The following is a 24,502-nucleotide window of genomic DNA, read 5'->3' as shown; positions in this document are numbered from 1 at the left end:
TCAAAACCTTTTTTACAATGAAAAAAATTGAAGCAATTATCAGAAAATCAAAATTTACAGCAGTTAAAGAAGCTTTGCACGCTAAAGGCATAAACTTCTTTTCTTACTGGGATGTTACCGGTCTAGGTAACGAAAAAGTAGGTGCTGTATACCGTGGTGTTTCTTATAGCACAAGCGATATTCAAAGACGTTACCTAAGCATTGTGGTAAACGATGAATTTGAAAAAGCTACTATAGACGCCATCATCTCTGCCGGTAAAACGGGCGAAGTAGGAGACGGTAAAATCTTTGTTTCTGATATTAAAGAAGCATACCGTATAAGAACGGGAGTAAAAGGAGGAGAAACCCTTAATTAACAATAACGATACTAAAAAACAATCAAATGAATTTTACACTAATACAAGAACCAACAGATGCAGTGCAAGCAGCCGTTGACGCGGTAAATGCAGATCTTGGTATCCTATGGATCATTATTGCTGCCATTCTGGTATTTTTTATGCAAGCCGGATTCACCCTTGTAGAAACCGGATTTACCAGCGCTAAGAATGCTGGTAATATAATCATGAAAAACTTTATGGACCTTGCCGTAGGATCACTTATGTTCTGGGCGGTAGGATACTCTATCATGTATGGTGGTGAGACAATACTTGGCGGATTTATGAGAGATCCATTCGATCTTGCATTCTTTAGCGAGGATGACTGGCACAACCTGTTTTTCCAAACAGTATTCTGTGCTACTGCAGCTACAATCGTTTCAGGAGCAGTTGCAGGTAGATTTAAATTCTCATCTTACCTTATCATCTCTGCAGTACTAACAACGATCATCTACCCTATTTCTGGTAGCTGGTTATGGCCATTTGATGATCAAGCTTGGCTTAATAACTTAGGATTTATTGACTTTGCAGGTTCTACTATTGTACATGCTGTAGGTGGATTTGCTGCCTTAGTTGCCGCTATCTTAGTTGGCCCTAGAATTGGTAAATATGGTCCTGATGGTAAAGTAAATGTCATCAAAGGTCACAATCTTGTATTAGGAGCGCTTGGTGTATTTATCCTTTGGTTAGGATGGTTCGGATTTAATGGTGGTTCTCAGCTTGCTTTTGGTGGAGACGATTCTATCGCAGTAGGTAGTGTGATCATAAACACTAACCTTGCTGCAGCGCTAGGTGCTATCACTGCATTATTCTTTACTTGGGCAAAATATGGTAAGCCAGATATTTCTATGACATTAAACGGTGCTCTTGCAGGTCTTGTAGGTATTACCGCAGGATGTGGTAATGTAGATGCATTTGGTTCTGTAGCAATAGGTGCTATTTGTGGTATTATTGTAGTACTTTCAATTGAAGTGATCGACAAGAAATTAAAAATTGATGATCCAGTAGGTGCTATCTCTGTACACGGTGTATGTGGATTCTTAGGAACTGTTCTTGTAGGTGTATTCGCTACAGAAGGCGGTGTTCTTTACGGAGGCGGATTTGGCCAACTTGGAGTTCAATTCTTAGGTTCTATCTCAATGATCGCTTGGGCAATCGTAGCAACCTTTATCGTTCTTATTATTGTTAAGAAAACAATAGGAATCAGAGTTTCTGAAAAAGAAGAACTAGAAGGTCTTGATTATCACGAGCACGGTATCACAGCATACCACTACGAAGACGAAGAATAAAAATTAAGTTTTCTATAAAATGAAAAAGCCATGGTTTAAAAACCATGGCTTTTTTTTATTTAATAAAATTGATATTTAAAGGATAATAAGGTAAATCACCATTTGAAGCCTTGATAGCATTCACGATAGGAAATATCAATGTGATGATTCCGATACCTATTAAACCTAGAATTCCTAAACCAAATAACAGTATTAAAGGGATACAGATAATACAATACAAAAACATACTTATCTGAAAATTAATAATACTCTTACCGTGCGCATCCATCGCAAGCACTCTATCACGCTGCGTTAACCACAAAACCAGCGGCACAATAAAACCACCTACCACCGTTATAAGATCAAGCAACTGCGATAAATGAGCGATAGCTAATAAAGATCTGTCTTCTCTCATCATAATTATATTTGTTTTTTGATTGATTGATACTTATTGGTATGCCTTTCGGCGAAAATGTTACACCTAAAAATTAAATACATTTTTAGCTAATAAAATTTTTGGCACGCTCATTGATTTATATAAGTCGTACCATCCAAAAGAACTGAGTACAACTTTTAAAAAACGAACACCATGAAAAAATTTATATTACTTTTTGTTTCACTTTTTAGTGCGATAACATTGGCTAAAGCTGATGACTTGGATGGTAATTACAGATACGATGGTAGCCGTTACATCTTTATGGAAGGCGGCATCGAATTCTCTATCTATCCTGACGGCGAGTTTGATTTTGTAATGCCACAAGTTATTAATGGCTTAAGCGTTAATCTTAATACAGGCCCAGTAAACATTAGTTTTAACTCTGGTTACAACTACGATCCATTTGTACAATATGACCAGTATGGCGCTGTAATTCAAGTTGAGAACACACCTATTTATTATGATAACTGGGGAAGGATAATTCAAGCAGGTAATGTCTACATTTCTTATGACAATAATAGAATTGTAAGAGTCGGCGGAATGCAAGTTTACTATAACGGCCCTCGTTTTTCACACGTAGTGGGATACATCAACGTCTACAACCGCGGATATGTTTACAGACCGTATCACGATTACTTTTACAGACCTTATTTTGATAGATGTCTTGTATTCACCACTCCATACCGTAGATTTTACAGACCTGTAAGATATAGTTACAACTACCACAGATCTCATTATGATCTAGGATATGCAAGAGGTTATGCAAATGCTTATCACGACTTTAAACGTCCTAGTGGTAGAATCGCTCACAACAGCGGTCGCCGCGGAAGCTATGAAGAAGCTCGCGTAAGCACCTCAAGACAATACTCTAGAAGTAACAATAGCAGAAGTAGCATTTCTCGTAGTGACAACTCAAGAAGCTCTGATGCTATTAGAAGAAGTTCAGATAGCAGAAGCAGTGTTTCAAGAAGCTCAAGCACTACTCCTAATAGAAGTTCTACAAATAGAACATACAGCTCAACTAGAAATTCTAGTTCACCAGTTGTAAACAGTAGAGCTAATAGTACACGCTCTTCATCTTCTTCAAGAAATTCGTCACCAGCGGTGATCAATAGAAGTTCTCAAAGAAATGAAACAAGCCGTAGCTCACAGAGAAGTCAATCTTCTAGCCCCGCGAATAGTAGAGTGCAGCGCACAAGTCCTTCTAACAGCTCACAAAGAGCAACTAGAAGTACACAAACGCAAAGCACAAGAACAAGCAACGCTGCAAGATCTACTAGATCAAGCAGTAACAATACAGCAAGAGCATCACAATCTCAAAGTAGCAGCAGATCTTCCCATAGAACTGTACAGCCATCAACGAGACAAAGTGCAAACCGCGCTCCTACTACAAGAACAAGTAGCGCAAGAAGCGCGACTAGATCAACAAGTCGTCCTTCTACCGCAACAAGATCTTCTTCTTCAAACCGTTCATCTGGACGTAGCACAGGAGGAAGCTCTCGATCTAGAGGAGGTCGCAATAATATTTAAGATGATTTTTTGGTTGGTTAGTTGAAGATCCCGTCTCAGATTTATTCTGGGCGGGATTTTCCGATTTTAAGGAACTTGTATAGCATCTCATTTACCTCTGTAGAGATCTTTAATTTATAAATGATCAAAACATAAAGCAAGGTCATTATACTTGCCTTTATAGCAATTGAGACAACAGGATGTAAAGAGAAATCCCAAAAGAAAAAGAGCCCAAAACCAACTGCAAGAATCGCTGTTACAATTAGAGAATCTTGAGTAAATGGCTGCAGACCAAATTTCTTATACACAACAAAAATTTTAGCTCCACAATACCCTACAGAAGCTATAAATGTCGCTATCGCCGCACCATTAATTCCTAACCATGGTATAAAAATAGTATTAAGCGCAACTGCAAGAATCACCATTCCTACACCCAGCACGAGCACTAATCTATAATAATCGCTGTTATAAATTATGGCGTTGTTATTGCCCATAATGTTGTCTAGCAACTTAGCTAAAGAAATAAGAAGAACGACATATAATCCTTTGGCATAGTTAGGATCAAGCATTAAATACAATTGCTTGATATTACACAAGATCAAAAGAAATATCAATCCTGAAACTATAAAAAGTGTCAACGAACTTTTCTTATACAAATCCTCTAAAGCAATGTGATCTTTTGCGTTTAGCAATTTCGCGGTAAGCGGATAAGTTATCTGATGCATTGCTCGCGAAGGAACCGCAATAACCGTGGCGATGTAAATTGCAACCGCATAAAACGCCACATTCTCAATAGGCACCATTTTACCTATCATAAACATATCGATCTCAAGAATCATCACGGCGACAGACCCAGCGATAATTATTAGGGCGCTATATTTTATGATTCGGCTAAGATCTTTGGGGAGCGTAAAAACTATTTTAGGTCGTTTAAGTTTAAACGCATAAAACATCATGACAACAGTACGTAAAACATAACTAATTCCCAGTCCAGCCAAGAATGTCTCAAAATCAAGCCAATTTATCGCAAATGCCAAAAGCAAAAAGGTTACCGCCAGCCTATGAAAAACTTCTTTCATAAAGTTACCTAATACACTTTGTAGCTGAATACGCGCCCAGGCATAAAAGATTTCAAAATATGCCATCGCAACGCCAATGAAGAAAATAAGCCAAATGTATGGACCTACAATTTCATTTTCAGAGGTTAGAAACTGATCTATTTTATCAAAGAAGAAATACAATATGGCTGTCGCCGGAAGTATCACTAGCACCGGTAGAACAAGCATCAACGTTAGGAATGAATCCTGATCTTTTTTGGCGTAAGCCGTATAAAATTTAACGATTGTACTATGAACCCCAAAAGCCAAAACAGGCATCAAAATAGATGCTGTGCTCAGCAAAAATGAGACTAAACCGTAGTTCTCATCCTTAAAAAAATGCACATAAAGCACCAGCGTATTTACCGCGCCGATCCCAAAACCCAGATAGGTCGTGATCATGTTTTTAAGCGACTGGCTAGCGACGATCCCCATTAATTTGTGATGATTTTATTGATGGTTTCAGCGAGTTGACCTGTAAGATTTTTGCGCGTAAACTTCTCAATATTCCCTTCGCATTTCAAATTTTTTCCGGCTTTGAAAGATTCAAAAAGTTCTAGAATATAGCGCTCTAACCGTTCTGCTTCATGATAATTAAAACACTTGCCCGCACCGTTATTTTCAATAAGTTCAAAGAAATCTGAATCTTCTGGACCTATACCCACAACCGGCCTTCGCGCAGCAAGATATTCAAAAACTTTACCTGGAATGATCACCTGCGTTTCTGGCGAATCGATCTCGAGAAGCAGCAACGCAAACGTACTTCGCTGCGCGCGCAACGCATCTTGATGCGATAAATACCCCAGCATATCAACATTTGGCTTTAAGCCAAATTCTTCCAGTGATTGCAGCACCGCATCACTCACTTTGCCGGCGAGTTTTATTTTTAGCCTTTCGGCGAAATCTACGCGTTCTTGTTTAAGCTTGGCTAAAATCTCCCACAACATTACTGGGTTACGTTCTGAAAGAAGCGACCCTATATGCGAAAGTGTAAAATCTCTATCAAGCTCTACAGCATCTAATTCTACCTCATCAAAGCCATTTGTGATGCAAGTAACAGGAACATTTGTTTTTTGCTCAAAATCGCGCTGCGTTGAGGGACTCGTCACCAGCAAATGATCTGCTGTATTTAAAACTTTTGCCTCGAGGTTTTGATGCTTTTTTTGTGATTTTGGCGAAAGCCGTAACTTCTCATGATAGCCTATCGTCGTCCATGGATCTCTAAAATCTGCGATCCATTTTACTCCTAATTTTTGCTTAAGCGCAAGGCCTATTAAATGCAAACTATGTGGTGGACCTGTAGTTATGATCGCGTCAACTGGATTATCAGTTATGTAATTCTCTAGAAAATTCACCGACGGTTTTACCCAAAATTTACGCGCATCAGGAATAAAAAAATTCCCGCGAATGTAGAGCATCACTTTTTGTAAAAAGCTTTGTTTCTTCTCTTCAGAGATTATCCCAGCGCTAAGATCCTTAGTGTGCTTTTTTGAAAAGATATTCGCCAAAGAATACGGCTCAAAAATGGGTTGTGAAATTACCTCAACATCTTCTGGAATCTCATTAACGAGACTCTCATCTTGCAATGGATAGCTAGGATTCTTTGGAATATAAACTACTGGCTCAATACCAAATTGCGGCAAATATTTGACAAATTTTAACCAGCGCTGCACCCCGGGACCTCCAGCCGGCGGCCAATAGTAACAGATGATCAAAATTCTAGTCACACAAAATGTTTTTGTAATGATTACGCTTTATCAGCTTGATTGTTTTCTTTTCGTGTAAACGCAAAGAAAATGCCGCCAATGATGATAAGCACTAACACGATGTTAGAAGCTAAACTTATTGTGCCACCAGTTTTTACCACTTGTGGCTCAAACTTAAATTCTACCACGTGATCCCCGGCAGGAACAAGCATCGCACGCAACATGTAATCTGCTCTAAAATAATCTGCTTTGTTACCGTCTATGTAAGCATTCCAACCGTTAGGATAATAAACTTCGCTGAAAACAGCCAGTTTTTCATCAGGTGTTGATGATGCATACTTAAGATAATTAGGCTCATGCTTCACAAGCTTAATGGTCGCTGTAGAATCTTGCGGATATATTTTCGCCGGAAGGCGCTCCTCAAATTCTTCGTGAATGATCGCGGTTTGTGCAGTATTTAGACTATCTATCGCCAATAACTCTGCATTTGCATCAGGAACGATCTTTACATTTTGCACAAACCATGCGTTACCATTTGCAGATGGATTGCGTTGCACATTTTGACCTTCATCGTTTTGCTGCACAACGTATTTTACGTTAAGCATATTTAGCGGTTCGGTTTTACCCTGATAGATATAAAAATCTGCGATATCCTGAATTTTAGCAGGTTTTGCTCCGTGATAACCACCTATACTATTAAAAAAATAAGCAGCTCTACCCCCGCCGTTAAATTCGCTATAAGGATTACCTGCAAGCACTCTATAATGTGTAGTATCCTGCAAGATCTGTTTCTCGATCGTTGATGCAGAATATGGATCTTCAACCATTCTTGCAGAAACAAAATTCTCTGTATTTACATATCTTCTATCTACTTGCACAAGATCAAAAAGAATCAAAACACCAACAATTACAAGAACAGCATTTTCTGACAACTTCTTCTTTAAATACATGAACAGCGCACCTGCAACAAGAAGCGCAAGAATAAGCGTTTTTAAAGTGTCTGCCGAGTATAATGCGCGACGATCATCACGAATTGCGCTCATCATTTCCATCCCAAAATTCTGAATGTAATACGCATCATTACCTCCCGCAAAATTGAAAAGTGTATTCTTGAATAATAAGAGAATTAATGCAAGTCCGCCAGTGATGATTGTTGTCCATTTTAAGGCGTTCAACTTCTTCTCGTCTTTATCAAAATTCTGCAGCATTTTCATCAAACCGAAAACCGCAAGAGTAGGCACACAAAGTTCTGTAATGACTTGTATGGATGTAACCGCTCTAAACCTGTTATATAGTGGAAAATATTTGATCCATAAATCTGTGAACCAACTCAAATTGCTACCGTAACTCAATAAAAGTGATAATACAGCTCCGCCTACAAGCCACCATTTTAATCTTCCTTTTACAAGAAAAAGTGCCAATACAAAAAGGAATATAACAACTGCACCTATGTACGCCGGCCCAGAAACACCAGGCTGCGCCCCCCAATAGTACAAACCAAATTGTCCATAAATATCTTCGATCTGGTTTGCAGGGACATTTTGCTTGCGCAAAAAGTCTACAAATTCACTATCTGGGTTAAATGGTTCTGAGTTTGACCCACCAAAAAGCCCAGCAACATAAAGATCAAGCGTTTCTGAAATTCCGTAGCTGTATTGATTGATATATTCTGTGTCAAGACCGGCTGCTTTTTCAGCCTTTTCTGTACCGTCAGGATTTATCGTGATCTCACTTTTACCGCGTGTACTAAAGGCCGTATATTCACTTGTAGCCATTAAACTGGCTGCGTTTGTACCTAATGCTAAAATCCCGGCAAGCGCAAGAATACCAATACTCACAAAGTAATGTTTCAGCTCTTTTTTTCTAACTGCATCAATGAGATATGCAATTCCCATGACAAGAATCAGCAAGAAAAGATAATAGGTCATTTGCACGTGATTTGCCACGATCTCTAACGACGCTCCCAGGGCAGCGACGATAAAACCTAAGATATATTTTCGCCGAAAGGTTAAAACTATACCGCTTAAAACCAGCGGGAAATAAGCAACCGCATGGGCTTTACTGTTATGGCCTACGCCCAAAATCACAATGAGATACGTAGACAGACCAAAGGCTATCGCTCCTAAACCGGCATAACGCCAGTCTAATTTTAGTGAAAGCAAAAGAATATAAAAGCAAATGAAACTGAGAAAAACATAGTCGGCTGGTCTGGGCAAAAACCTTATGCTAAGATCTAATTTCTTGATCCAGTTATGCGGATATTTTGCGCCTAATTGATACGTTGGCATACCGCCAAAGGCAGAATCCGTCCAGTAAGGTTCTTCTCCCGTAGCTTCTCTAAAATCAGTTTGTTGCTTTGCCATCCCGGCATATTGAACAATATCGCTCTGAAAGATCTTCTTGCCTTGCAGTACCGGACTAAAATATACTAGAGTAATAATGACAAAAACTGCCAACATCCCGATGTGAGGCAGTAATCGCTTTACTGAAAACGTCATAAATATTGTCTAAAAAAGAGGTCGAAAATTAGTCAATTTCTTCGTAATCGATATACTCGCCCACCTTTTTGTTTGAGCTCTTTTCTGGTTTAGGAGCGCTGTAGATAGAAGTCTCGCCTTCTTTAGAAGTTTCGCGACGCGGTTGCTCTGCAGACTGGTATGCCGCTCTCCCAAAACGCTCTTGCACTTTGCGCGACAAATAACGCATGATATATGGAGATAACAGTTTGAATAAAAACCTTAATGCCATAAGCACAAGGAGAATAATTAATAACGTCTGTAAAAATTTCATCGCTTTAAGATTGAGTAACAAAGTTAACAATTCTCGCCCCCTTAGAAACCTAAAAAAACAATAAAAACGTGGTGTAAATAGGTGTTTGGCTTTGCGCCAAAAGTTCAAAACGGCGATCTAAAATGAAATGAATACAATTGAAAAAACAGCAAAAGTCTTGCAATTAACTGGCATTGAATATCGTTTGAGCAAGTGAATTACTTTAGGGAATCTGTTAAATTTATATTATGTTTGTCTCTAGGGTCTTGGAGAATGTTGAACCCCATAAATGATGCCTGTATGAACCTTGCGAGAATCCTCACTTTATCTACTGTCTTTACGCTTTTTTTGAGCTTCTCTGCATTTTCACAATACACCGAAACTATTAACAGCAACCGTCCTGGTCAATCTCAGGGAGCATTTGCTGTAGGAAGTGGTGTGCTTCAGGCAGAAATTGGCGCTTTTCAATTAGAAGAAGAACATAATATTCTTAACTACAAGATGGAAGGTTGGGGAACTGATTTTGCCATTCGGTATGGACTTCTCATGGAGCAACTAGAGATCAATCTAGAAGGAACGTATCTTAGTGATGACATCACATTTACATCTGGCAACGCTGCTCCTTTTAGCGAAAGCGGTTTTCCTAAACTTACTCTGGGAGCAAAATATCTTATTTTCGACCCTTATAAAAACCCCGAAAAGGTAAACGTTTATAGCTATCACGCTAATCACGGTATCAAGCTGCGTCATTTTATACCGGCAGTTTCAGTTTATGCGGGTGCTAACTATATTTATACAGACAATCCATATTTGCCTGCAAGTCAAGAAGGCTTTAGCCCAAAGGTTATGGCGATCACGCAACATAACTGGGGCAGATTTGTATGGACAAACAATTTTATAGGCGACCAGATAATTATGACAGATTATCCTACGTATGCCTGGATCACAACAATGACACACAGCTTCACATCAAGATTTGCTGGCTTTGTAGAATATCAAATGATAAAGAGTGATATTTATGCTGATGATATCTTTAGAGTGGGTGGAGCTTATCTTATTACAAAAGACTTACAAGTTGATATAAACGCACTAACCAATTTTAAAGACACACCTTCTAGATTACAGTTTGGATTAGGTGTATCTTACCGTCTGGATTTTCATAACCACGACGAGTTGCTTCCCACAGAGGGCAGCGGTTTATAATAAAGTAAGTATTTTTTTTGCCATCTTAACCCATTTATGATTACGATAAAGGAAATGACCACAAAGAAGGATATGACAAATTTTGTCAAATTCCCTTTTGTGCTATACAAGAATGAAAAAAACTGGGTACCACCACTTATCAATGATGAGCTGGCCAGTATGGATAAAGACAAAAACCCAGTATTTAAAAATGCTGAGGCACGATTTTTTATGGCCTTTGACGGCAAAAAACCTGTCGGCAGGATTGCAGGGATCGTTAACCATACTGAGATCAACGAGCAAGGCAAGTCTAAAATGCGATTTGGCTGGTATGATGCTATTGATGATGTAGAAGTTACAAAAGCGCTGCTTAATAAAGTTAAAGAAATAGGCGCTGAGCATGGCCTAGAATGGATGGAAGGTCCTGTAGGTTTCAGTAATATGGAAAAGGCAGGATTGCTGATCCAAGGGTTTGAGTATATGAATACGATGATCACTTGGTACAACTTCCCGTATTATCAAAGACACTTTGAAGAACTAGGCTTCACCAAAGCTGAAGAATGGGTAGAATATATTATCAACATTCCAGAAACGCTTCCTGAAAAAGTACACAAGTTCAGCCAGATCATTAAAGAGCGTTACAAGCTTAAGATCGTTGCTTTTAAAAATACTAAGGAGATCTTACCTTATGTTGATGGCATGTTTGACTTGCTTAACAAAACATACGGATCGCTTAGCACCTTTGTACCTATCAAGCAATATCAAATAGATCATTATAAAGAGAAGTATATAAAATACATTCATCCGTCGTACATTAAATGTATCGCTGATGAAAATGATAAACTCATCGCTTTTGCCATTACAATGCCTTCTTTTAGCAAAGCATTGAAAAAAGCGAATGGTAAACTTTTACCATTAGGCTTTTACCACTTGCTTAAAGCAAGAAAGTATAATGACATGGCGGCTTTTTACCTTATAGGTATTGATCCAGAATATCAAGGAAAAGGTGTAACCGCCCTGGTTTTTGAAGAAATGCATAATCTCTTTAAACAAAACGGTATCACAAAGGTTGAAACCAATCCTGAGCTTGAAGATAACAAAGCAATACAGCAATTATGGAAGCATTATGAATACAACCTCCATAAACGCAGAAGAACCTATAAGAAGGACTTATAATAAAAAAGCATCAGTTAAACCTGATGCTTTTTTTAGTTTATGATAATTTCAATACTCTAGTCTAAAAGAACAAAACTTACAGACACAGTAGAAGTTATTGTCATCTCACCAGGAGCAAGCGTTTCTTGAACATCAGATTCCATCATTTTTGACATTCTCATCACTGGCATAGGTTGCGGTGCAGATGCTCCGTTTTCAGTAATTTGTATTGCTGGACCTATATTTTGACCCAAAGCGCTAACATACTCTTCTGCTTTTTTCTTAGCATCAGCAATTGCCTTTTTTCTAGCTTGACTTTCATATTCGTCTTGCTTAGAAGAAGAAAAAGAAACGCCTTGAATGCCGTTTACTCCGCTTTCTAAAAGCTGAGACATCACAGCATCATACTTTTTTAAGTCTCTTAATTTTACAGCAATGGTTTGCGTCGCTCTATACGTCGCAACTTTAGTTTTATAATCTACAGACTTGTACAAACGCACATATTGACTTTGTACATCATTCTGCTTTATGCCTAGTTTCTTAGTAAGATCTAGCACATCATCCACAACTGCATCATTTTCTTTTTTTGCAGCTTCTGCGGTTTTGGCTTCGTTTTCTACGCTTAGTGTTACGGTAACTTCATCTGGCACTACAACAACTTCACCCACTCCGTTTACATTTACAGAAGGTTTTTGTTGCGCGATCGCTGAAGTCATAACAAGCATTAAAATTGGTAAAACAAGTTTTTTCATAATAGCTTTTTTTTGTTGTACCAATAATAAGACAAAACACATACCAGAATTTTCATCTGGATGCATTTAATAGAATTTTAGGATTTTGGCTTTAAGCCAAAAAAACTTAGATCTTACCCGTTTTGTGAAGAATAAAGAGCACAATAATGGGGATTGCGAGTAAAATAACCATCAATGTACTACTAAACAATAAAGCCGGAACCATAAGAAGTGTGATCACATAACCACCTATCGCACCGCCAAAATGTGCATCATGACCTATATTATCATTGCGGCTACGCATACCATAAATAGAATATAGCAAATAGCCTATCCCAAAAATATAAGCAGGAATAGGAACAGGAATAAAAAACATATACAAACTCATATCTGGGTGCAACAAGATCGCCGAATATAAAATCCCAGACACCGCGCCACTCGCTCCCACAGCAGAATAATGATATTCATCTTTATGAAAGTAAAACGAAAGCAAATTACCCAGAACAAGACTTCCCAGATAGATAATTAAAAAATTCACGCTTCCTAGATATGCAATAACCACGTATGCAAAAAAGTATAGCGTTAACATGTTAAACAATAAATGTGGCACGCTCACATGCAAGAAACCAGAAGTAAAAACCCGGATCTGCTCACCTCTGCGTATACCACCGATATTGAACTTATATCGCTCAAAAAAAGAATAATCATTAAAACCTTTGATAGACACGAGCACATTTGCCGCGATCACCACAATAGTCACCAGATCTAAATCTCCCATAGAAAGCATAAAGTTTAGCCTCAAATATACCTATATTTGGCCAAAATTGACGGCTGATGCAGTGGCTAATATTCTGGCTTACCTATCCATTTTTAAGGTTGGTTTCACTCCTACCCTTTCCTGTATTTTATAAATTTTCAGACTTTATCTGTTTCTTAGTTTACCGCGTAATTGGGTATCGCAAAAAGGTGGTGAGATATAATCTTGAGATGGCTTTTCCTGGGCTTTCGCCAAAAGAAAAAAAACGCATCGAAAAGAAATTCTACAGCCACATGTGTGACATGTTTCTTGAGATGCTAAAGTCAATGACCATCTCTGAAGAAGAACTGAAAAAACGCTTTGTTTTTAAAGACCTTACTTTAATAAATGAATTTCAAGAAAAAAACCAGAGCTTCTTAATGATGATGGGGCATTATGCTAGTTATGAATGGCTTTCTGCTTTACAGTTTTATTTTGACACAACCGGCTACGGAATTTACAAGAAGATCAAAAATCCATATTTTGACAAACTTGTAAGAGACATTCGCGGAAGATTCAACTCTAAACTTATACAGAATAAAGAAGCCATTTTTACTGTGAGAAAACAGCAACAAGAAGGCTTAATGACTACCTATGCTTTTATTGCAGACCAATCTCCCCGCAGAAGTAGCTCTCATCATTACAGCGAATTCTTTGGGATGCAAGTACCCACATTTACTGGCGTTGAACGATTAGCAAAATCTACTAACATGCCCGTAGTTCATGTAAATGTGCAAAAATTAAAAAGAGGCCATTATGAAGCCTCTTTTAAAGTTCTTGCGGAGAATCCTAATGATTTTCCTGATTTTGAGATCACAGATATATTTATGAAGGAGCTAGAAAAACAAATAAAGCAAGCTCCAGAATATTATCTATGGACGCATAAACGCTTTAAACACGTTAAAGAAAATTAAGCTATAATTTTCTTGATCTCTGCGATCATATCGTCTGCCACAGTATCTGCATTTTCTTGAGATCCTGCTTCGGTATAAATTCTTATTATAGGTTCCGTATTTGATTTACGAAGATGCACCCAGTGATTTTCAAAATCGATCTTCACACCATCTAAAGTGCTTAGCTCTTCGTTCTCATATTTTTTGGCTACAGCCAAAAGAATCTTATCTACATCAATTTCTGGTGTAAGCTCTATCTTTTTCTTACTCATAAAGTAAGCAGGATATTCTGCTTTAAGCGCGCTAACGCTGATCTTCTTTTTTGCCAGATGTGTTAAAAATAAAGCGATACCCAGCAAAGCATCCCGACCGTAATGTAACTCTGGCAAGATCACTCCGCCATTACCTTCTCCACCTATAATTGCATTTACTTCTTTCATTTTTGTGGTAACGTTCACTTCACCCACTGCTGCTGCAAAATATTCTCTACCGTGTTTTAAAGTAATATCTCTCAAGGCGCGCGAAGAAGAAAGGTTAGAAACCGTGTTTCCCTTTTGTTCACTCAAAACATAATCTGCACACGCAACGATGGTGTATTCTTCACCAAACATCTGCCCTTTTTCATCCACAAAAGCAAGGCGGTCTACATCAGGATCAACAGTGATACCAAGGTCTGCATTTTCATCCACAACGGTTTTGCACAGATCGCCAAGGTGTTCTTTAAGTGGCTCTGGATTATGCGGAAAATGCCCTGTAGGATCACAATATAACTTCACGGTGTGAACACCTAACTGATCTAAGAGCATCGGCACGGCAATACCGCCAGTACTATTAACTGCATCTACAACAACCTTAAAGCTTGCTTTTTTGATCGCATCAGCATCTACAAGATCTAGCGCTAAAATTTCTTCTATATGGATATCAAAATATGCATCATTGCTAGTGATCTTGCCCAGATCGTCCACTTCTGCAAAGTTATAATCGTCAGACTCTGCTAATGCTAATATTTCTTTACCTGCTTCTGCATCTAGAAATTCACCTTTTGCGTTAAGCAATTTTAGCGCGTTCCATTGTTTAGGATTGTGCGAAGCTGTCAAGATTATTCCGCCGTCTGCATGCTCCATAGGCACTGCAACTTCTACGGTAGGCGTGGTAGAAAGATCAAGATCGATCACGTGAATGCCTAATCCTACTAGCGTATTCATCACCAATTCTTGGATCATTTTTCCGCTTAAGCGCGCATCTCGCCCCACAACTACACGATAATCTTCTTTGTTGCGTTGTCTTTTTATATATGTTCCATAAGCTGCAGCAAATTTCACCGCATCTATGGGCGTGAGATTATCTCCAGTGCTTCCGCCAATCGTTCCTCTAATCCCCGAAATTGATTTTATAAGTGTCATAACAATTCAAATTTTTGGTTTTTGGCTTAAAGCCAAATCTTCTCTTGCAAATATACCATTTAGCACCGCCACCGCTATCGCCTTAATTTGTAAATTGACGTCGTGAATTTTTTAGCTCATATTTATCTTTCTGGCAAAGATCCGCTAGTAACACTTGGCAACTTTATGGCAGATGGCATTAAAGGCTCAAGTTATATGGATTTTGCGCCGGCCATACGCCGCGGAATTTTATTGCACCGCGAGATCGATACATTTACAGATGCGCATCCCATCGTGCGCCAAAGCACAAAACGGCTCCACAAAAAATACGGCCATTACAGCGGTGTGATCGTAGATATTCTTTACGATCATTTCTTGGCAAAAAACTGGTCGCATTATCACAGCAAGCCACTGGCAACTTATGTAGATGAATTTTACAAAATGCTACATGAAAATTGGGATAGGCTTACGCCAAAGATCCAACGCATGGTTCCTTTTATGATAGAAGATAACTGGCTACTAAGCTATGCCGAGATTGACGGGATCGCCACTGTTTTGTACAATATGAACAGACGTACAAAAAACAGAAGCGGCATGGATCGCGCCATTGAAGACCTGAAAGAATTTTACACAGAATTTGAAGAAGAATTCACCACATATTTTGCCGAACTTATTCAATTTTCGGCAGATAAACTTGAGGAATTAAACATTGATATTAAAGATCAACCCGATGCATAAACCTTTACTTTTCGCCTTTTCAATTTCATTTTTTCTACTTACTTCTTGTAAAAAAGAACAACCAGTAGAAAAGCATCACGGCCTCATTGCTGATAAAGCGATGGTCGTTTCGGCACGTGAGGAAGCTTCAAAAATCGGTAGTGAGATCATGAAAAAAGGCGGTAACGCTTTTGACGCACTTATTGCGACAGACATGGCGTTGAATCTTACATTTCCGTTTGCTGGTAGTATTGGCGGCGGCGGATTTATGGTTTACCGTAAAGCAGATGGCGAGATCGGCGCGCTAGATTATCGTGAGAAAGCTCCGCTTGCCGCAACTCGAGATATGTATCTGGACGAAGCTGGCAATCCTATTGATTCCTTGAGTCGCGAAGGCGGTCTCGCCGTTGGGATCCCAGGAAGTATCGCTGGCATGTTTGCGATTCATGAAAAATTAGGATCTCTTCCTATGGAAGAAATTCTAGAACCTGTAATTGCGCTTGCGCGAAAAGGGTTCCCAATCACCGAAAATCAGCTTAACAGATTTAAAAACTATGCTGAAACCTTTGAAAAAGTAAACGGCAAAACCACTATTTTCTCTGAAGGATTTATGCCAAACGATAGCCTTACGGCGAAAAGCGTTGGGTATACTTTTAAGAATCCAGAACTAGCCGAAACTCTAGAGCGTATTGCAAAAAATGGTAAATCTGAATTTTATGAAGGTGAAACCGGGCAAAAACTTGTTGCATTTATGCAAGCACACGGCGGCCTCATGACTATGGAAGACTTGGGCAGGTATGAGGCTATTTGGCGAAAGCCAATCGTATCTCAATACAAAGGTTTAAAGATCATTGGCATGCCGCCACCATCTAGCGGCGGAGTTTGCTTGGCGCAAATCTTAAAAATGGTCGAGCCTTATGATTTACATGAATACGGTCACAACACCGCTGAAACTATACAGATCATCACAGAAGCTGAGCGCCGTGCGTATGCTGATCGCAGTTTTTATCTGGGCGACCCAGACTTTAATGATATCCCAGTAGACAAACTCACCAGCGCTGCATATGCTAAAGAAAGAATGGAGAGTTTTTCTTTAGAAAAAGCTACACCATCAGTAAGCATTGAGCACGGCAGCATCCCGGGTTATGAAAGTATGGAAACTACGCATTACAGCATTATTGATCAATTTGGTAATGCCATCGCAGTTACGACTACTTTAAATGGCGCTTACGGTTCAAAACTTTATGCTGATGAATTGGGATTTTTCCTAAACAATGAGATGGATGATTTTAGCGTAAAACCCGGTAGTCCTAATATGTTTGGTCTTGTAGGCGCAGAAGCAAACGCGGTTGAACCAGAAAAACGCATGCTGAGTAGCATGACTCCCACTATCGTTGAGAAAGATGGCAAGTTATGGATGAGCGTTGGCACTCCGGGCGGTTCTACGATCATCACGTCGGTTTTACAGACGATTCTCAATGTGCATGAGTTTGATATGACAATGCAAGAAGCTGTTGACGCACCTAGATTTCATCATCAGTGGTTGCCAGACAATGTGGTTTTTGAACCCCAATCTTTCAGTAAAGAATTGCTAGATAGCCTTACGGCGAAAGGATATCAAACCGTTCAGGAGAATAGCGTAATTCTTGGAAAAGTTGACGGTATCATGGTTACCGAAGACGGAAAATTAGAAGGCGGCGCAGATCATCGCGGTGATGATACGGCGGTAGGTTTTTAAACTTTCCGCGAAAGCGAAAGAATTATTCTGGATATTCTATTCTTAAGTGATAGATATTGTTAAGCTTAGATTTAAGCACTTTCTTGATGGTCTGTATTTCTTTAAACGTAATGTTTGCATTGAGAAATTGACCTTCGTCCATTTGCTTATTAATGATCTTTTCTACAAAACTGTCTATCAAAACCGAGGTTGGGTTCTTTAAACTTTTGCTGGCAGCCTCCACACTGTCTGACATCATGAGAATCGCTGTTTCTTTACTAAATGGTAGCGGCCCCGGATATTGAAAGTCTTTAATACTCACATCTTCGTCTTGCTCTTGGGCTTTCTTAAAGAAGAAATACACCTTACTCGTTCCGTGATGTGTTCTTATAAAATCGATCACACGATCTGGCAGATTGTTTTTACGAGCGATCTCAATACCGTTGATCACGTGATCAATAATAATTCGCGCGCTTTCTTTAGGCGAAAGGTCTTCGTGCGTATTGATCCCCGTCATTTGATTCTCAGTAAAATCTGTAGGATTCAGCATTTTACCGATGTCGTGATACAGCGCTCCCACACGCACAAGCATTGAGTTTGCGCCAATTTCGTTTGCTGCGGCTTCCGCCAAATTTGCTACGTTAAGACTATGGTGAAATGTTCCCGGAGCTTTATTCGCTAGATCCTTAAGAAGTTTAGAATTTGTGTCGCTTAGCTCAAGTAAAGAAAGATCACTCACAAGACCAAAGATTTTCTCATAAGCATAGATCAACGGCTGTACAAAAAGTGTCGCTAAACCACCGAGGAAGAAAATCCCAAACGTATCCCACTCAAGATTATTGATCGTGCCTTCGTGAATTATGTGAAACGCAAAATAGGCCAGAATATAGATAAAGGTGATCTGCCCCACAGAGATAAATAGATTCGCTCGCTTGTAAAGTTCGCTTCCTGTAAGAATCGTTACAATACCCGCAATAACCTGCAAGAACATATATTCAGACGTGTTAGGAACTATAAATCCTAAAAGTAATATGGTTATCACATGCGTGAAAAGACCTAATCTCGCATCAAAAAACGCCTTGATAACAAGCGGTAAAATACACAGCGGAACAACATAAACATACTTAGAATCATATTTTACCACCACGGTAGTAAGCAACACCATAAGAATGATGTTGAAGAATATGAAAGTGATCTTTGTGTTGTTTTCAAAAACTTCTTCTCTATATGTTCTTATGAAGAATAACAACATAGACAACGCTACAGAAACTAGAAGCACATAACCCAGAACGACCCAATTATATTGACTGTCCGTCCAGGATTGCGATTCATATTCCGCTTTAAGCGAATTAAGTATTTGATAGGTTCGCTCTTCTACGATCTCACCTTTTGCTACAATACGGCTTCCGCGCGAAATGATCCCTCGTGTAGGAGAGATTTTTGCTAATTCGGCATCAAGTTCTTTATCTGTAAGTCGATCGTCAAAAACAACATTAGGCTGAATAACGTCAAAGAAAAGTTCTTTAAATCTATTAGAAGCCTCAGTAAAATTACTGTTGCTGATCTTGCGATTAATTACACCTACAACTTCTTCTGTTGTTTTTAAATTCTCAAATATCGTCTCTTCTATCTCATTACCGCGACGCAGATAAATAGGAGAATCTGGCTCAAAATTACTGTTATCACTAGTAACACCATATTTGTAAATGGCTTCTAATGTTTTTTGACCAAATTCCTGCAGGGCTTTCTTCCTGCCGGCATACATACTATCTGTAAAAACAAGTGAGAACTGATCGTTATAATCTGCCATGACCTGCTCTGCAACTTCAGAATCATATGTGAAATAAGGAATGATATTGTTGCGCACCACAGCGCGCTCTTCTTCTAATTGCTCCTCACTTTTTAAAATAGAAAAATCTACCGGAGCATAAAGATTATCATATTGCCAAGGCTTGTTCTGCTGAAAATCAAACTGAAACTTCCCACTCTTAGGAAAAAGATAAACGATCAAAATCGTGCTCGCAATACAAAGCAACACTTTGTAAAGCAATCCTTGATTTTTATAAAATGTATTTAGAAGGTCTTTCATACCGCAGTTACAGCGTAAAAGTACTAAAAAAATAGTGCCAAAGTAGCAAACCACTACTGCTGTTTGATGAGCCTTTTCGGTTTAATTTGATTAAATTCGCACTCAACATTTTATTAAAGTTATGAGCAACGAAGTCGTTATTGTATCAGCCGCACGCACGCCCATAGGAAGTTTTATGGGGAGTCTTTCAACAGTATCTGCCACAGCCTTAGGGAGTGTAGCGATTAAAGGCGCCCTAGAAAAAATCAATCTTGATCCATCATTAGTTCAAGAAGTCTACATGGGTAACGTAGTGCAGGCAGGTGTTGGTCAGGCGCCAGCAAGACAAGCTGCTTTGGGAGCTGGTATTCCAGATAGCGTACCGTGTACAACGGTTAATAAGGTTTGTTCTTCTGGTCTCAAATCTGTTATGATGGCTGCACAAGCGGTGGCTTTAGGAGATGCAGAGATCGTTGTTGCCGGCGGTATGGAAAACATGAGCCAAATTCCTCATTATGTGCATTTTAGAAATGGGAAGAAATTTGGTCCAGAAACACTTGTTGATGGTATGCAGCGAGATGGTCTTGTAGATGCCTATGACGGTAATGCTATGGGTGTTTGTGCTGACGCTTGCGCGGAAGAATATTCTTTCAGTCGTGAAGAGCAAGATGCTTTTGCTTTGCAAAGTTATGCACGTTCTGCCGCAGCCTGGGAAGCAGGAAAATTTAATGATGAAGTTGTACCTGTTGAAGTTCCGCAGCGTCGAGGAGAACCTGTGATCATCAACGAGGATGAAGAATACAAAAACATAAGAACTGAAAAAGTAGCAAGTTTGCGCCCGGCATTCTCAAAAACCGGAACGGTAACTGCTGCAAATGCTTCTACTATAAACGACGGCGCAGGTGCTGTGATCGTTATGAGCAAACAAAAAGCCGAAGAGTTAGGTCTTGAACCACTTTGCACAATTTTAAGCTATGCTGATGCTGCTCAAGAGCCAAAATGGTTTACAACTGCTCCAGCTAAAGCGTTGCCAAAGGCTTTGGCGAAAGCCAAAGTAGACATCAATGATGTAGACTTCTTTGAATTCAACGAAGCTTTTTCTGTTGTGGGCCTTGCAAACATGAAAATCTTAGGATTGTCTGACGACAAGGTAAATGTAAATGGCGGCGCAGTTTCACTGGGTCATCCGCTGGGATGTAGCGGTGTGCGCATTCTTATCACGCTTATCAACGTACTTAAACAAAACGACGCAAAACTAGGCGCTGCTGCAATTTGCAACGGTGGCGGTGGCGCTTCTTCAATGGTAATTTCGCGATAAGCTAATGAAGTACGGCATTTGTCAACTAAGCATCGTCCCAATGCGCCAGGAGCCTAGCGATAAGGGCGAGATGGTTAATCAGGTTTTATACGGCGAGATCTTTAAAATCCCCGAAAGACGGGCAAAATGGTCACGCATACGCCTTTCTCATGACAAATATGAGGGCTGGGTTGACAATAAGCAATTTGTAGAAATCAGCGAGGAGCAATATAATATGGCTTTCGCCAAAAGTCCTCAGCTTGCCGGAGACTTGCTTCAAATGGTTACTTGCAGCGACGACAATATTATGAGCATCCCGATGGGTTCTTGTGTATCGCATCAAGAAATTCTAGAGGACCATTTTGAAGGAAACATTTTGGGTACACCCAAAGACAAATCAGAATTTATAAATACTGCTTTGCTCTATCTTAAAAGTCCATATCTATGGGGCGGAAGAACTCCGTTTGGGATTGACTGTAGCGGTTTTACTCAAATGGTTTATAGACTTAACGGTCATAAACTTCTGCGCGATGCTTCACAACAAGCCACACAAGGAGAAGCACTAAGTTTTATAGAAGAGAGTGAACCTGGCGATCTTGCATTTTTTGACAACTCAGAGGGCGATATTACCCACGTAGGATTGATCATGCAGGATAATTACATCATTCATGCGCATGGTGAAGTGAGAATTGATCGCCTAGATCATTCTGGTATTTACAATGCAGAACGCAGAATGCACACTCATAAACTGCGTGTGATCAAAAAGGTGATCTAACTTCTTTTCTTACCTTTCTTACTGCCTTCATAAATATCATAACGCACAAGACGAGAGTCTAGTTTTGCGTTATACAATTTGATCTTTCTTGAAGTGCGTAAACCCACATGTTTTATTCCCTCAAGGTTAGAGGTGATAAACCAAGCTTCAGTATCTGGATAGCCTTTTTTAAGTGTATCTCCTATTCTTCCGTAGAAATCCTCAACATCAATTGATAGCCTTTCGCCGTAAGGCGGATTAAAAACCATCTGCAAGTGACGCTCTGTTTCTTTCTCAGACCTGAAGAAATCCTTTTGCTCAACTGTTATAAATTCGTCAAGCTTGGCATTTTTGATATTCTCATTAGTCTTGTAAACCGCAGAAGAGGCTTTGTCATAACCTTTGATCTTAAAATGAAATTCTTTGATCTTGTTAAGCGCTGCGCTCTCAATAGTATCATATAAATTCTCATCCCAATCGCTCCATCGCTCAAAGGCAAATTGCTTTCTATTCAAGTTAGGCGGAATGTTGCAAGCGATCATCGCCGCTTCGATAAGCAACGTACCACTACCGCACATAGGATCTAGAAAATCTGTGTGACCCTTCCAACCGCTTAACATCAAAACTCCGGCAGCAAGCACTTCATTTATAGGTGCAATATTCGTACTTGTACGGTAACCGCGGTGATGCAAAGAAGCACCTGAACTATCTAATGAAATGGTGCAACGATTATGCCTAATGTGTACATCGATCTCGAGGTCTGGAAATTTTAAGTCTACATTTGGCCTTGAGCCAAATTTCTCTCTAAATTGATCTGCAACGGCGTCTTTAGCTTTAAGCGCAGCATATTTACTGTGCGTAAATTTATCTCCTGATGTCGTAGCGTGAATCGCAAAAGTCTCGTTAGACTTTAAGTATTGATCCCAGCTGATGCTTTTTACTGCGTTATAAAGATCTTCCTCATTGTTTACAGTAACCGTCTTTATGGGCTTAAGAATTTTAATGGCTGTGCGGCAACAAAGGTTTGCTTTGTACATAAAACCTGTGTCTCCTTCAAAACGCACACTGCGCACGCCTGTTTTCACATTACTCGCACCAAGTAACCTAAGTTCTTGCGCCAAAATTTCTTCTAAACCAGCCAGCGTTTTTGCCAGCATACTAAAGTTCGCTTCCATCATCAAAAGTTAGGTGGCAAAAATACGCTAATTTTGACGGCTAGAATCAAGAGATCTTAATGAACCAGATTTTACTTTTTATACTTCCCATTCTGGCTGTTTTTTTAGGCTTAGGAGTTGCATATATTTTTAAACCTCAAGTTGCAAATGGCGTAAAGTTATTGCTTGCCTTTAGCGGTGCTTTTTTGCTTTCAGTTACTGTTTTAGAATTTTTACCTGAGATTTATAATGCTGAATTTGAGAAAATAGGCATTTTCATCATGCTAGGAATTTTGCTACAGATCTTGCTCGAGTTCTTATCTCGCGGTGCAGAGCACGGGCATTTACATCTAGATGAGAATTCTACGCAAATGCCTTGGGCATTGTTTGTGAGCCTCTGTATTCACTCAGCTTTTGAGGGTTTTCCCCTAAGCGGAAATCAAGATCTTCTCTATGGCGTAGTCATTCATAAAATCCCGGTTGCAGTGATCATCAGCACATTCTTGTTGATCTCAAATATTTCAAGAATAAAAGTTTTCACCTTTCTCTTGATCTTCGCACTTATGACGCCGCTAGGCTCGTTATTGGGGCAACAAGACATCTTTTCGACGACAGTCAAAACAGGAATCAATGCATTAGTAGTTGGTATTTTATTACACGTTTCAACCACGATTTTATTTGAGTCCTCAAAAAATCATCAGTTCAATGCACAGAAGTTTATAATCATCATCCTGGGCATTTTCATCGCATATTTATTGTAATGTTTAGCAGAGAAGAAGCAAAAGAAATTCGCCAGCAATTCTGGATATTTTTTGATAAACGCTTTACGCGAAAATGGCTCTTATACAACACCGGCGTTAAAGAGATCAATTTAAAATTTACTGCAGACAACAAGCGCGCGATGGTATCGTATGATATTGAAACTACCGATGAGCTTTTTAGACAATACTACTACGAGAAGTTTGAAAGTCTCAAAACCTTAATGAAATCTGAGGTAAGCGAAGAAATCAATTTTGAAGCAGATTACATTAGAGAAAGCGGGAAGATCATAAGCCGTATTTATGTGATTCTAGAAAATGTAAACATATATCGCAAAACAGACTGGCCACAGATGTTTGAGTTTCTTAATGAGAATATGAGCAAGTTTGAAGCCTTCTGGGTAGAATACAAAGATTTTATTGCGGCTTAGATTATATCTAAAAAAATAAACAAGAAGTGCGAAATACTTCCACCTAACACAAACAAGTGCCAGACAAAATGATTGTATGGTATTTTCTTGATCGCGTAAAAGATTATGCCTAGAGTATAAAAAGCACCGCCTAGCATCATTAAATTTAATCCGAGAGAAGTTGTATTCTCAACCACTTCATCGATATTAAAAACGATGAGCCATCCCATCACCAGATAAAGAATAAGTGATAGCGCCTCAAATCTTCCCGTGAAAAAGATTTTAAGTATAGTTCCTAAGATAGCTATACCCCAAACTACCCAAAATAT

The 24,502-nt window shown here is 39.2% G+C and carries 23 protein-coding genes (1 of these 23 only partly in view); 12 read left to right on the top strand and 11 right to left on the bottom strand.

The window, feature by feature from the left end; translation table 11 throughout:
* The first annotated feature begins 17 nt into the window (after positions 1 to 17).
* Positions 18 to 356, top strand: coding sequence for a P-II family nitrogen regulator (locus tag ACZ5L8_RS01785; RefSeq protein WP_462599183.1), 339 nt, complete (start codon positions 18 to 20; stop codon positions 354 to 356).
* Between the two features lie 26 nt (positions 357 to 382).
* Complete coding sequence (locus ACZ5L8_RS01780) at positions 383 to 1,663, top strand: ammonium transporter (RefSeq protein ID WP_464439298.1); 1,281 nt, start codon at positions 383 to 385, stop codon at positions 1,661 to 1,663.
* Between the two features lie 55 nt (positions 1,664 to 1,718).
* Here ACZ5L8_RS01780 and ACZ5L8_RS01775 read toward each other — a convergent pair whose 3' ends face one another.
* Complete coding sequence (locus ACZ5L8_RS01775; protein ID WP_462600453.1) at positions 1,719 to 2,057, bottom strand: DUF4870 domain-containing protein; 339 nt, start codon at positions 2,055 to 2,057, stop codon at positions 1,719 to 1,721.
* Between the two features lie 174 nt (positions 2,058 to 2,231).
* Between ACZ5L8_RS01775 and ACZ5L8_RS01770 the strand changes: the two genes are divergently transcribed.
* The gene (locus ACZ5L8_RS01770) at positions 2,232 to 3,608 is read left to right on the top strand and encodes a hypothetical protein (RefSeq protein ID WP_464439296.1); all 1,377 of its coding nucleotides are present in this window, start codon (positions 2,232 to 2,234) and stop codon (positions 3,606 to 3,608) included.
* A 41-nt stretch (positions 3,609 to 3,649) separates the two neighbouring features.
* Here the strand turns inward: ACZ5L8_RS01770 and ACZ5L8_RS01765 are convergent, their stop codons facing one another.
* The 4 genes from ACZ5L8_RS01765 to ACZ5L8_RS01750 are packed head-to-tail and all read right to left on the bottom strand — an operon-like array spanning position 3,650 to position 9,180.
* Positions 3,650 to 5,086: a lipopolysaccharide biosynthesis protein gene (locus ACZ5L8_RS01765; RefSeq protein ID WP_464439295.1), complete on the bottom strand. Its 1,437-nt coding sequence runs from the start codon at positions 5,084 to 5,086 to the stop codon at positions 3,650 to 3,652.
* Positions 5,087 to 5,118: 32 nt separating this feature from the next.
* Positions 5,119 to 6,411 carry a glycosyltransferase family 4 protein gene (locus ACZ5L8_RS01760; RefSeq protein ID WP_464439294.1) on the bottom strand — a complete coding sequence of 431 codons (1,293 nt, stop codon included), beginning with the start codon at positions 6,409 to 6,411 and terminating at the stop codon, positions 5,119 to 5,121.
* Between the two features lie 20 nt (positions 6,412 to 6,431).
* Positions 6,432 to 8,888 (bottom strand): YfhO family protein, encoded by a 2,457-nt coding sequence (locus ACZ5L8_RS01755; protein WP_464439292.1) that lies wholly within the window; start codon positions 8,886 to 8,888, stop codon positions 6,432 to 6,434.
* 28 nt (positions 8,889 to 8,916) lie between these two features.
* Positions 8,917 to 9,180, bottom strand: coding sequence for a DUF4834 family protein (locus tag ACZ5L8_RS01750; RefSeq protein ID WP_462599189.1), 264 nt, complete (start codon positions 9,178 to 9,180; stop codon positions 8,917 to 8,919).
* A gap of 279 nt (positions 9,181 to 9,459) precedes the next feature.
* Between ACZ5L8_RS01750 and ACZ5L8_RS01745 the strand changes: the two genes are divergently transcribed.
* Together ACZ5L8_RS01745 and ACZ5L8_RS01740 are read left to right on the top strand one after the other, a co-directional pair.
* Positions 9,460 to 10,362 (top strand): transporter, encoded by a 903-nt coding sequence (locus tag ACZ5L8_RS01745; protein WP_464439291.1) that lies wholly within the window; start codon positions 9,460 to 9,462, stop codon positions 10,360 to 10,362.
* Between the two features lie 36 nt (positions 10,363 to 10,398).
* Complete coding sequence (locus tag ACZ5L8_RS01740; protein WP_464439290.1) at positions 10,399 to 11,517, top strand: GNAT family N-acetyltransferase; 1,119 nt, start codon at positions 10,399 to 10,401, stop codon at positions 11,515 to 11,517.
* A gap of 56 nt (positions 11,518 to 11,573) precedes the next feature.
* Here the strand turns inward: ACZ5L8_RS01740 and ACZ5L8_RS01735 are convergent, their stop codons facing one another.
* Positions 11,574 to 12,248, bottom strand: a complete 675-nt coding sequence (locus tag ACZ5L8_RS01735; protein ID WP_464439289.1) for an SIMPL domain-containing protein — start codon at positions 12,246 to 12,248, stop codon at positions 11,574 to 11,576.
* Positions 12,249 to 12,354: 106 nt separating this feature from the next.
* A complete protein-coding gene (locus ACZ5L8_RS01730; RefSeq protein ID WP_464439287.1) occupies positions 12,355 to 13,005 on the bottom strand; it encodes a rhomboid family intramembrane serine protease in 651 nt (216 codons plus the stop codon).
* Positions 13,006 to 13,061: 56 nt separating this feature from the next.
* Here ACZ5L8_RS01730 and ACZ5L8_RS01725 point away from each other — a divergent pair, with 56 nt between their 5' ends.
* Complete coding sequence (locus ACZ5L8_RS01725) at positions 13,062 to 13,937, top strand: lysophospholipid acyltransferase family protein (protein WP_464439286.1); 876 nt, start codon at positions 13,062 to 13,064, stop codon at positions 13,935 to 13,937.
* Here ACZ5L8_RS01725 and glmM read toward each other — a convergent pair.
* Complete coding sequence (glmM, locus tag ACZ5L8_RS01720; protein ID WP_464439285.1) at positions 13,934 to 15,319, bottom strand: phosphoglucosamine mutase; 1,386 nt, start codon at positions 15,317 to 15,319, stop codon at positions 13,934 to 13,936. The genes ACZ5L8_RS01725 and glmM overlap by 4 nt on opposite strands.
* A 102-nt stretch (positions 15,320 to 15,421) precedes the next feature.
* On the opposite strand from glmM, the gene ACZ5L8_RS01715 reads away from it, so the two are divergent.
* Complete coding sequence (locus ACZ5L8_RS01715; RefSeq protein WP_464439284.1) at positions 15,422 to 16,036, top strand: acyl carrier protein phosphodiesterase; 615 nt, start codon at positions 15,422 to 15,424, stop codon at positions 16,034 to 16,036.
* Positions 16,029 to 17,753 (top strand): gamma-glutamyltransferase, encoded by a 1,725-nt coding sequence (gene ggt, locus ACZ5L8_RS01710; RefSeq protein ID WP_464439283.1) that lies wholly within the window; start codon positions 16,029 to 16,031, stop codon positions 17,751 to 17,753. Before ACZ5L8_RS01715 ends, ggt begins: the two co-directional genes overlap by 8 nt.
* 22 nt (positions 17,754 to 17,775) lie before the next feature.
* Here ggt and ACZ5L8_RS01705 read toward each other — a convergent pair whose 3' ends face one another.
* Positions 17,776 to 19,821 carry an HD family phosphohydrolase gene (locus tag ACZ5L8_RS01705; RefSeq protein WP_464439282.1) on the bottom strand — a complete coding sequence of 682 codons (2,046 nt, stop codon included), beginning with the start codon at positions 19,819 to 19,821 and terminating at the stop codon, positions 17,776 to 17,778.
* 121 nt (positions 19,822 to 19,942) lie between these two features.
* Between ACZ5L8_RS01705 and ACZ5L8_RS01700 the strand changes: the two genes are divergently transcribed.
* Entirely contained in the window at positions 19,943 to 21,118 is a 1,176-nt protein-coding gene (locus ACZ5L8_RS01700) for an acetyl-CoA C-acyltransferase (RefSeq protein ID WP_464439281.1), read from the top strand.
* Between the two features lie 4 nt (positions 21,119 to 21,122).
* A complete protein-coding gene (locus ACZ5L8_RS01695; protein WP_464439280.1) occupies positions 21,123 to 21,872 on the top strand; it encodes a C40 family peptidase in 750 nt (249 codons plus the stop codon).
* On the opposite strand, the gene ACZ5L8_RS01690 is transcribed toward ACZ5L8_RS01695, so the two are convergent.
* Positions 21,869 to 23,026, bottom strand: a complete 1,158-nt coding sequence (locus ACZ5L8_RS01690) for a THUMP domain-containing class I SAM-dependent RNA methyltransferase (RefSeq protein WP_464439279.1) — start codon at positions 23,024 to 23,026, stop codon at positions 21,869 to 21,871. The two genes, ACZ5L8_RS01695 and ACZ5L8_RS01690, sit on opposite strands and share 4 nt — an antisense overlap.
* A gap of 59 nt (positions 23,027 to 23,085) precedes the next feature.
* Between ACZ5L8_RS01690 and ACZ5L8_RS01685 the strand changes: the two genes are divergently transcribed.
* Positions 23,086 to 23,766, top strand: coding sequence for a ZIP family metal transporter (locus tag ACZ5L8_RS01685; protein ID WP_462599201.1), 681 nt, complete (start codon positions 23,086 to 23,088; stop codon positions 23,764 to 23,766).
* Positions 23,766 to 24,194 (top strand): DUF4268 domain-containing protein, encoded by a 429-nt coding sequence (locus tag ACZ5L8_RS01680; RefSeq protein ID WP_464439277.1) that lies wholly within the window; start codon positions 23,766 to 23,768, stop codon positions 24,192 to 24,194. The genes ACZ5L8_RS01685 and ACZ5L8_RS01680 overlap by 1 nt, the downstream gene beginning before the upstream one ends.
* On the opposite strand, the gene trhA is transcribed toward ACZ5L8_RS01680, so the two are convergent.
* A protein-coding gene (trhA, locus tag ACZ5L8_RS01675) for a PAQR family membrane homeostasis protein TrhA (RefSeq protein ID WP_464439276.1) crosses the window boundary here: on the bottom strand, positions 24,191 to 24,502 show its 3' end. It continues 327 nt past the right edge of the window; 312 of the gene's 639 nt are visible here — the last part of the coding sequence; its start codon lies beyond the right edge, outside the window; it ends in the stop codon at positions 24,191 to 24,193. The two genes, ACZ5L8_RS01680 and trhA, sit on opposite strands and share 4 nt — an antisense overlap.

The organism is Leeuwenhoekiella obamensis (assembly GCF_055391795.1).
Note: the sequence above shows the minus strand (reverse complement) of the source record. Positions and strands in the feature narration are given on the sequence as shown.

What these genes read in the sequence shown, in the direction of transcription:
- ACZ5L8_RS01785 (WP_462599183.1), top strand. Translation starts at nt 18, where the DNA reads ATGAAAAAAATTGAAGCAATTATCAGAAAATCAAAATTTACAGCAGTT.
- ACZ5L8_RS01780 (WP_464439298.1), top strand. Translation starts at nt 383, where the DNA reads ATGAATTTTACACTAATACAAGAACCAACAGATGCAGTGCAAGCAGCC.
- ACZ5L8_RS01775 (WP_462600453.1), bottom strand. Translation starts at nt 2,057, where the DNA reads ATGAGAGAAGACAGATCTTTATTAGCTATCGCTCATTTATCGCAGTTG.
- ACZ5L8_RS01770 (WP_464439296.1), top strand. Translation starts at nt 2,232, where the DNA reads ATGAAAAAATTTATATTACTTTTTGTTTCACTTTTTAGTGCGATAACA.
- ACZ5L8_RS01765 (WP_464439295.1), bottom strand. Translation starts at nt 5,086, where the DNA reads ATGATCACGACCTATCTGGGTTTTGGGATCGGCGCGGTAAATACGCTG.
- ACZ5L8_RS01755 (WP_464439292.1), bottom strand. Translation starts at nt 8,888, where the DNA reads ATGACGTTTTCAGTAAAGCGATTACTGCCTCACATCGGGATGTTGGCA.
- ACZ5L8_RS01750 (WP_462599189.1), bottom strand. Translation starts at nt 9,180, where the DNA reads ATGAAATTTTTACAGACGTTATTAATTATTCTCCTTGTGCTTATGGCA.
- ACZ5L8_RS01745 (WP_464439291.1), top strand. Translation starts at nt 9,460, where the DNA reads ATGAACCTTGCGAGAATCCTCACTTTATCTACTGTCTTTACGCTTTTT.
- ACZ5L8_RS01740 (WP_464439290.1), top strand. Translation starts at nt 10,399, where the DNA reads ATGATTACGATAAAGGAAATGACCACAAAGAAGGATATGACAAATTTT.
- ACZ5L8_RS01735 (WP_464439289.1), bottom strand. Translation starts at nt 12,248, where the DNA reads ATGAAAAAACTTGTTTTACCAATTTTAATGCTTGTTATGACTTCAGCG.
- ACZ5L8_RS01730 (WP_464439287.1), bottom strand. Translation starts at nt 13,005, where the DNA reads ATGGGAGATTTAGATCTGGTGACTATTGTGGTGATCGCGGCAAATGTG.
- ACZ5L8_RS01725 (WP_464439286.1), top strand. Translation starts at nt 13,062, where the DNA reads ATGCAGTGGCTAATATTCTGGCTTACCTATCCATTTTTAAGGTTGGTT.
- glmM (WP_464439285.1), bottom strand. Translation starts at nt 15,319, where the DNA reads ATGACACTTATAAAATCAATTTCGGGGATTAGAGGAACGATTGGCGGA.
- ggt (WP_464439283.1), top strand. Translation starts at nt 16,029, where the DNA reads ATGCATAAACCTTTACTTTTCGCCTTTTCAATTTCATTTTTTCTACTT.
- ACZ5L8_RS01705 (WP_464439282.1), bottom strand. Translation starts at nt 19,821, where the DNA reads ATGAAAGACCTTCTAAATACATTTTATAAAAATCAAGGATTGCTTTAC.
- ACZ5L8_RS01700 (WP_464439281.1), top strand. Translation starts at nt 19,943, where the DNA reads ATGAGCAACGAAGTCGTTATTGTATCAGCCGCACGCACGCCCATAGGA.
- ACZ5L8_RS01695 (WP_464439280.1), top strand. Translation starts at nt 21,123, where the DNA reads ATGAAGTACGGCATTTGTCAACTAAGCATCGTCCCAATGCGCCAGGAG.
- ACZ5L8_RS01690 (WP_464439279.1), bottom strand. Translation starts at nt 23,026, where the DNA reads ATGGAAGCGAACTTTAGTATGCTGGCAAAAACGCTGGCTGGTTTAGAA.
- ACZ5L8_RS01685 (WP_462599201.1), top strand. Translation starts at nt 23,086, where the DNA reads ATGAACCAGATTTTACTTTTTATACTTCCCATTCTGGCTGTTTTTTTA.
- ACZ5L8_RS01680 (WP_464439277.1), top strand. Translation starts at nt 23,766, where the DNA reads ATGTTTAGCAGAGAAGAAGCAAAAGAAATTCGCCAGCAATTCTGGATA.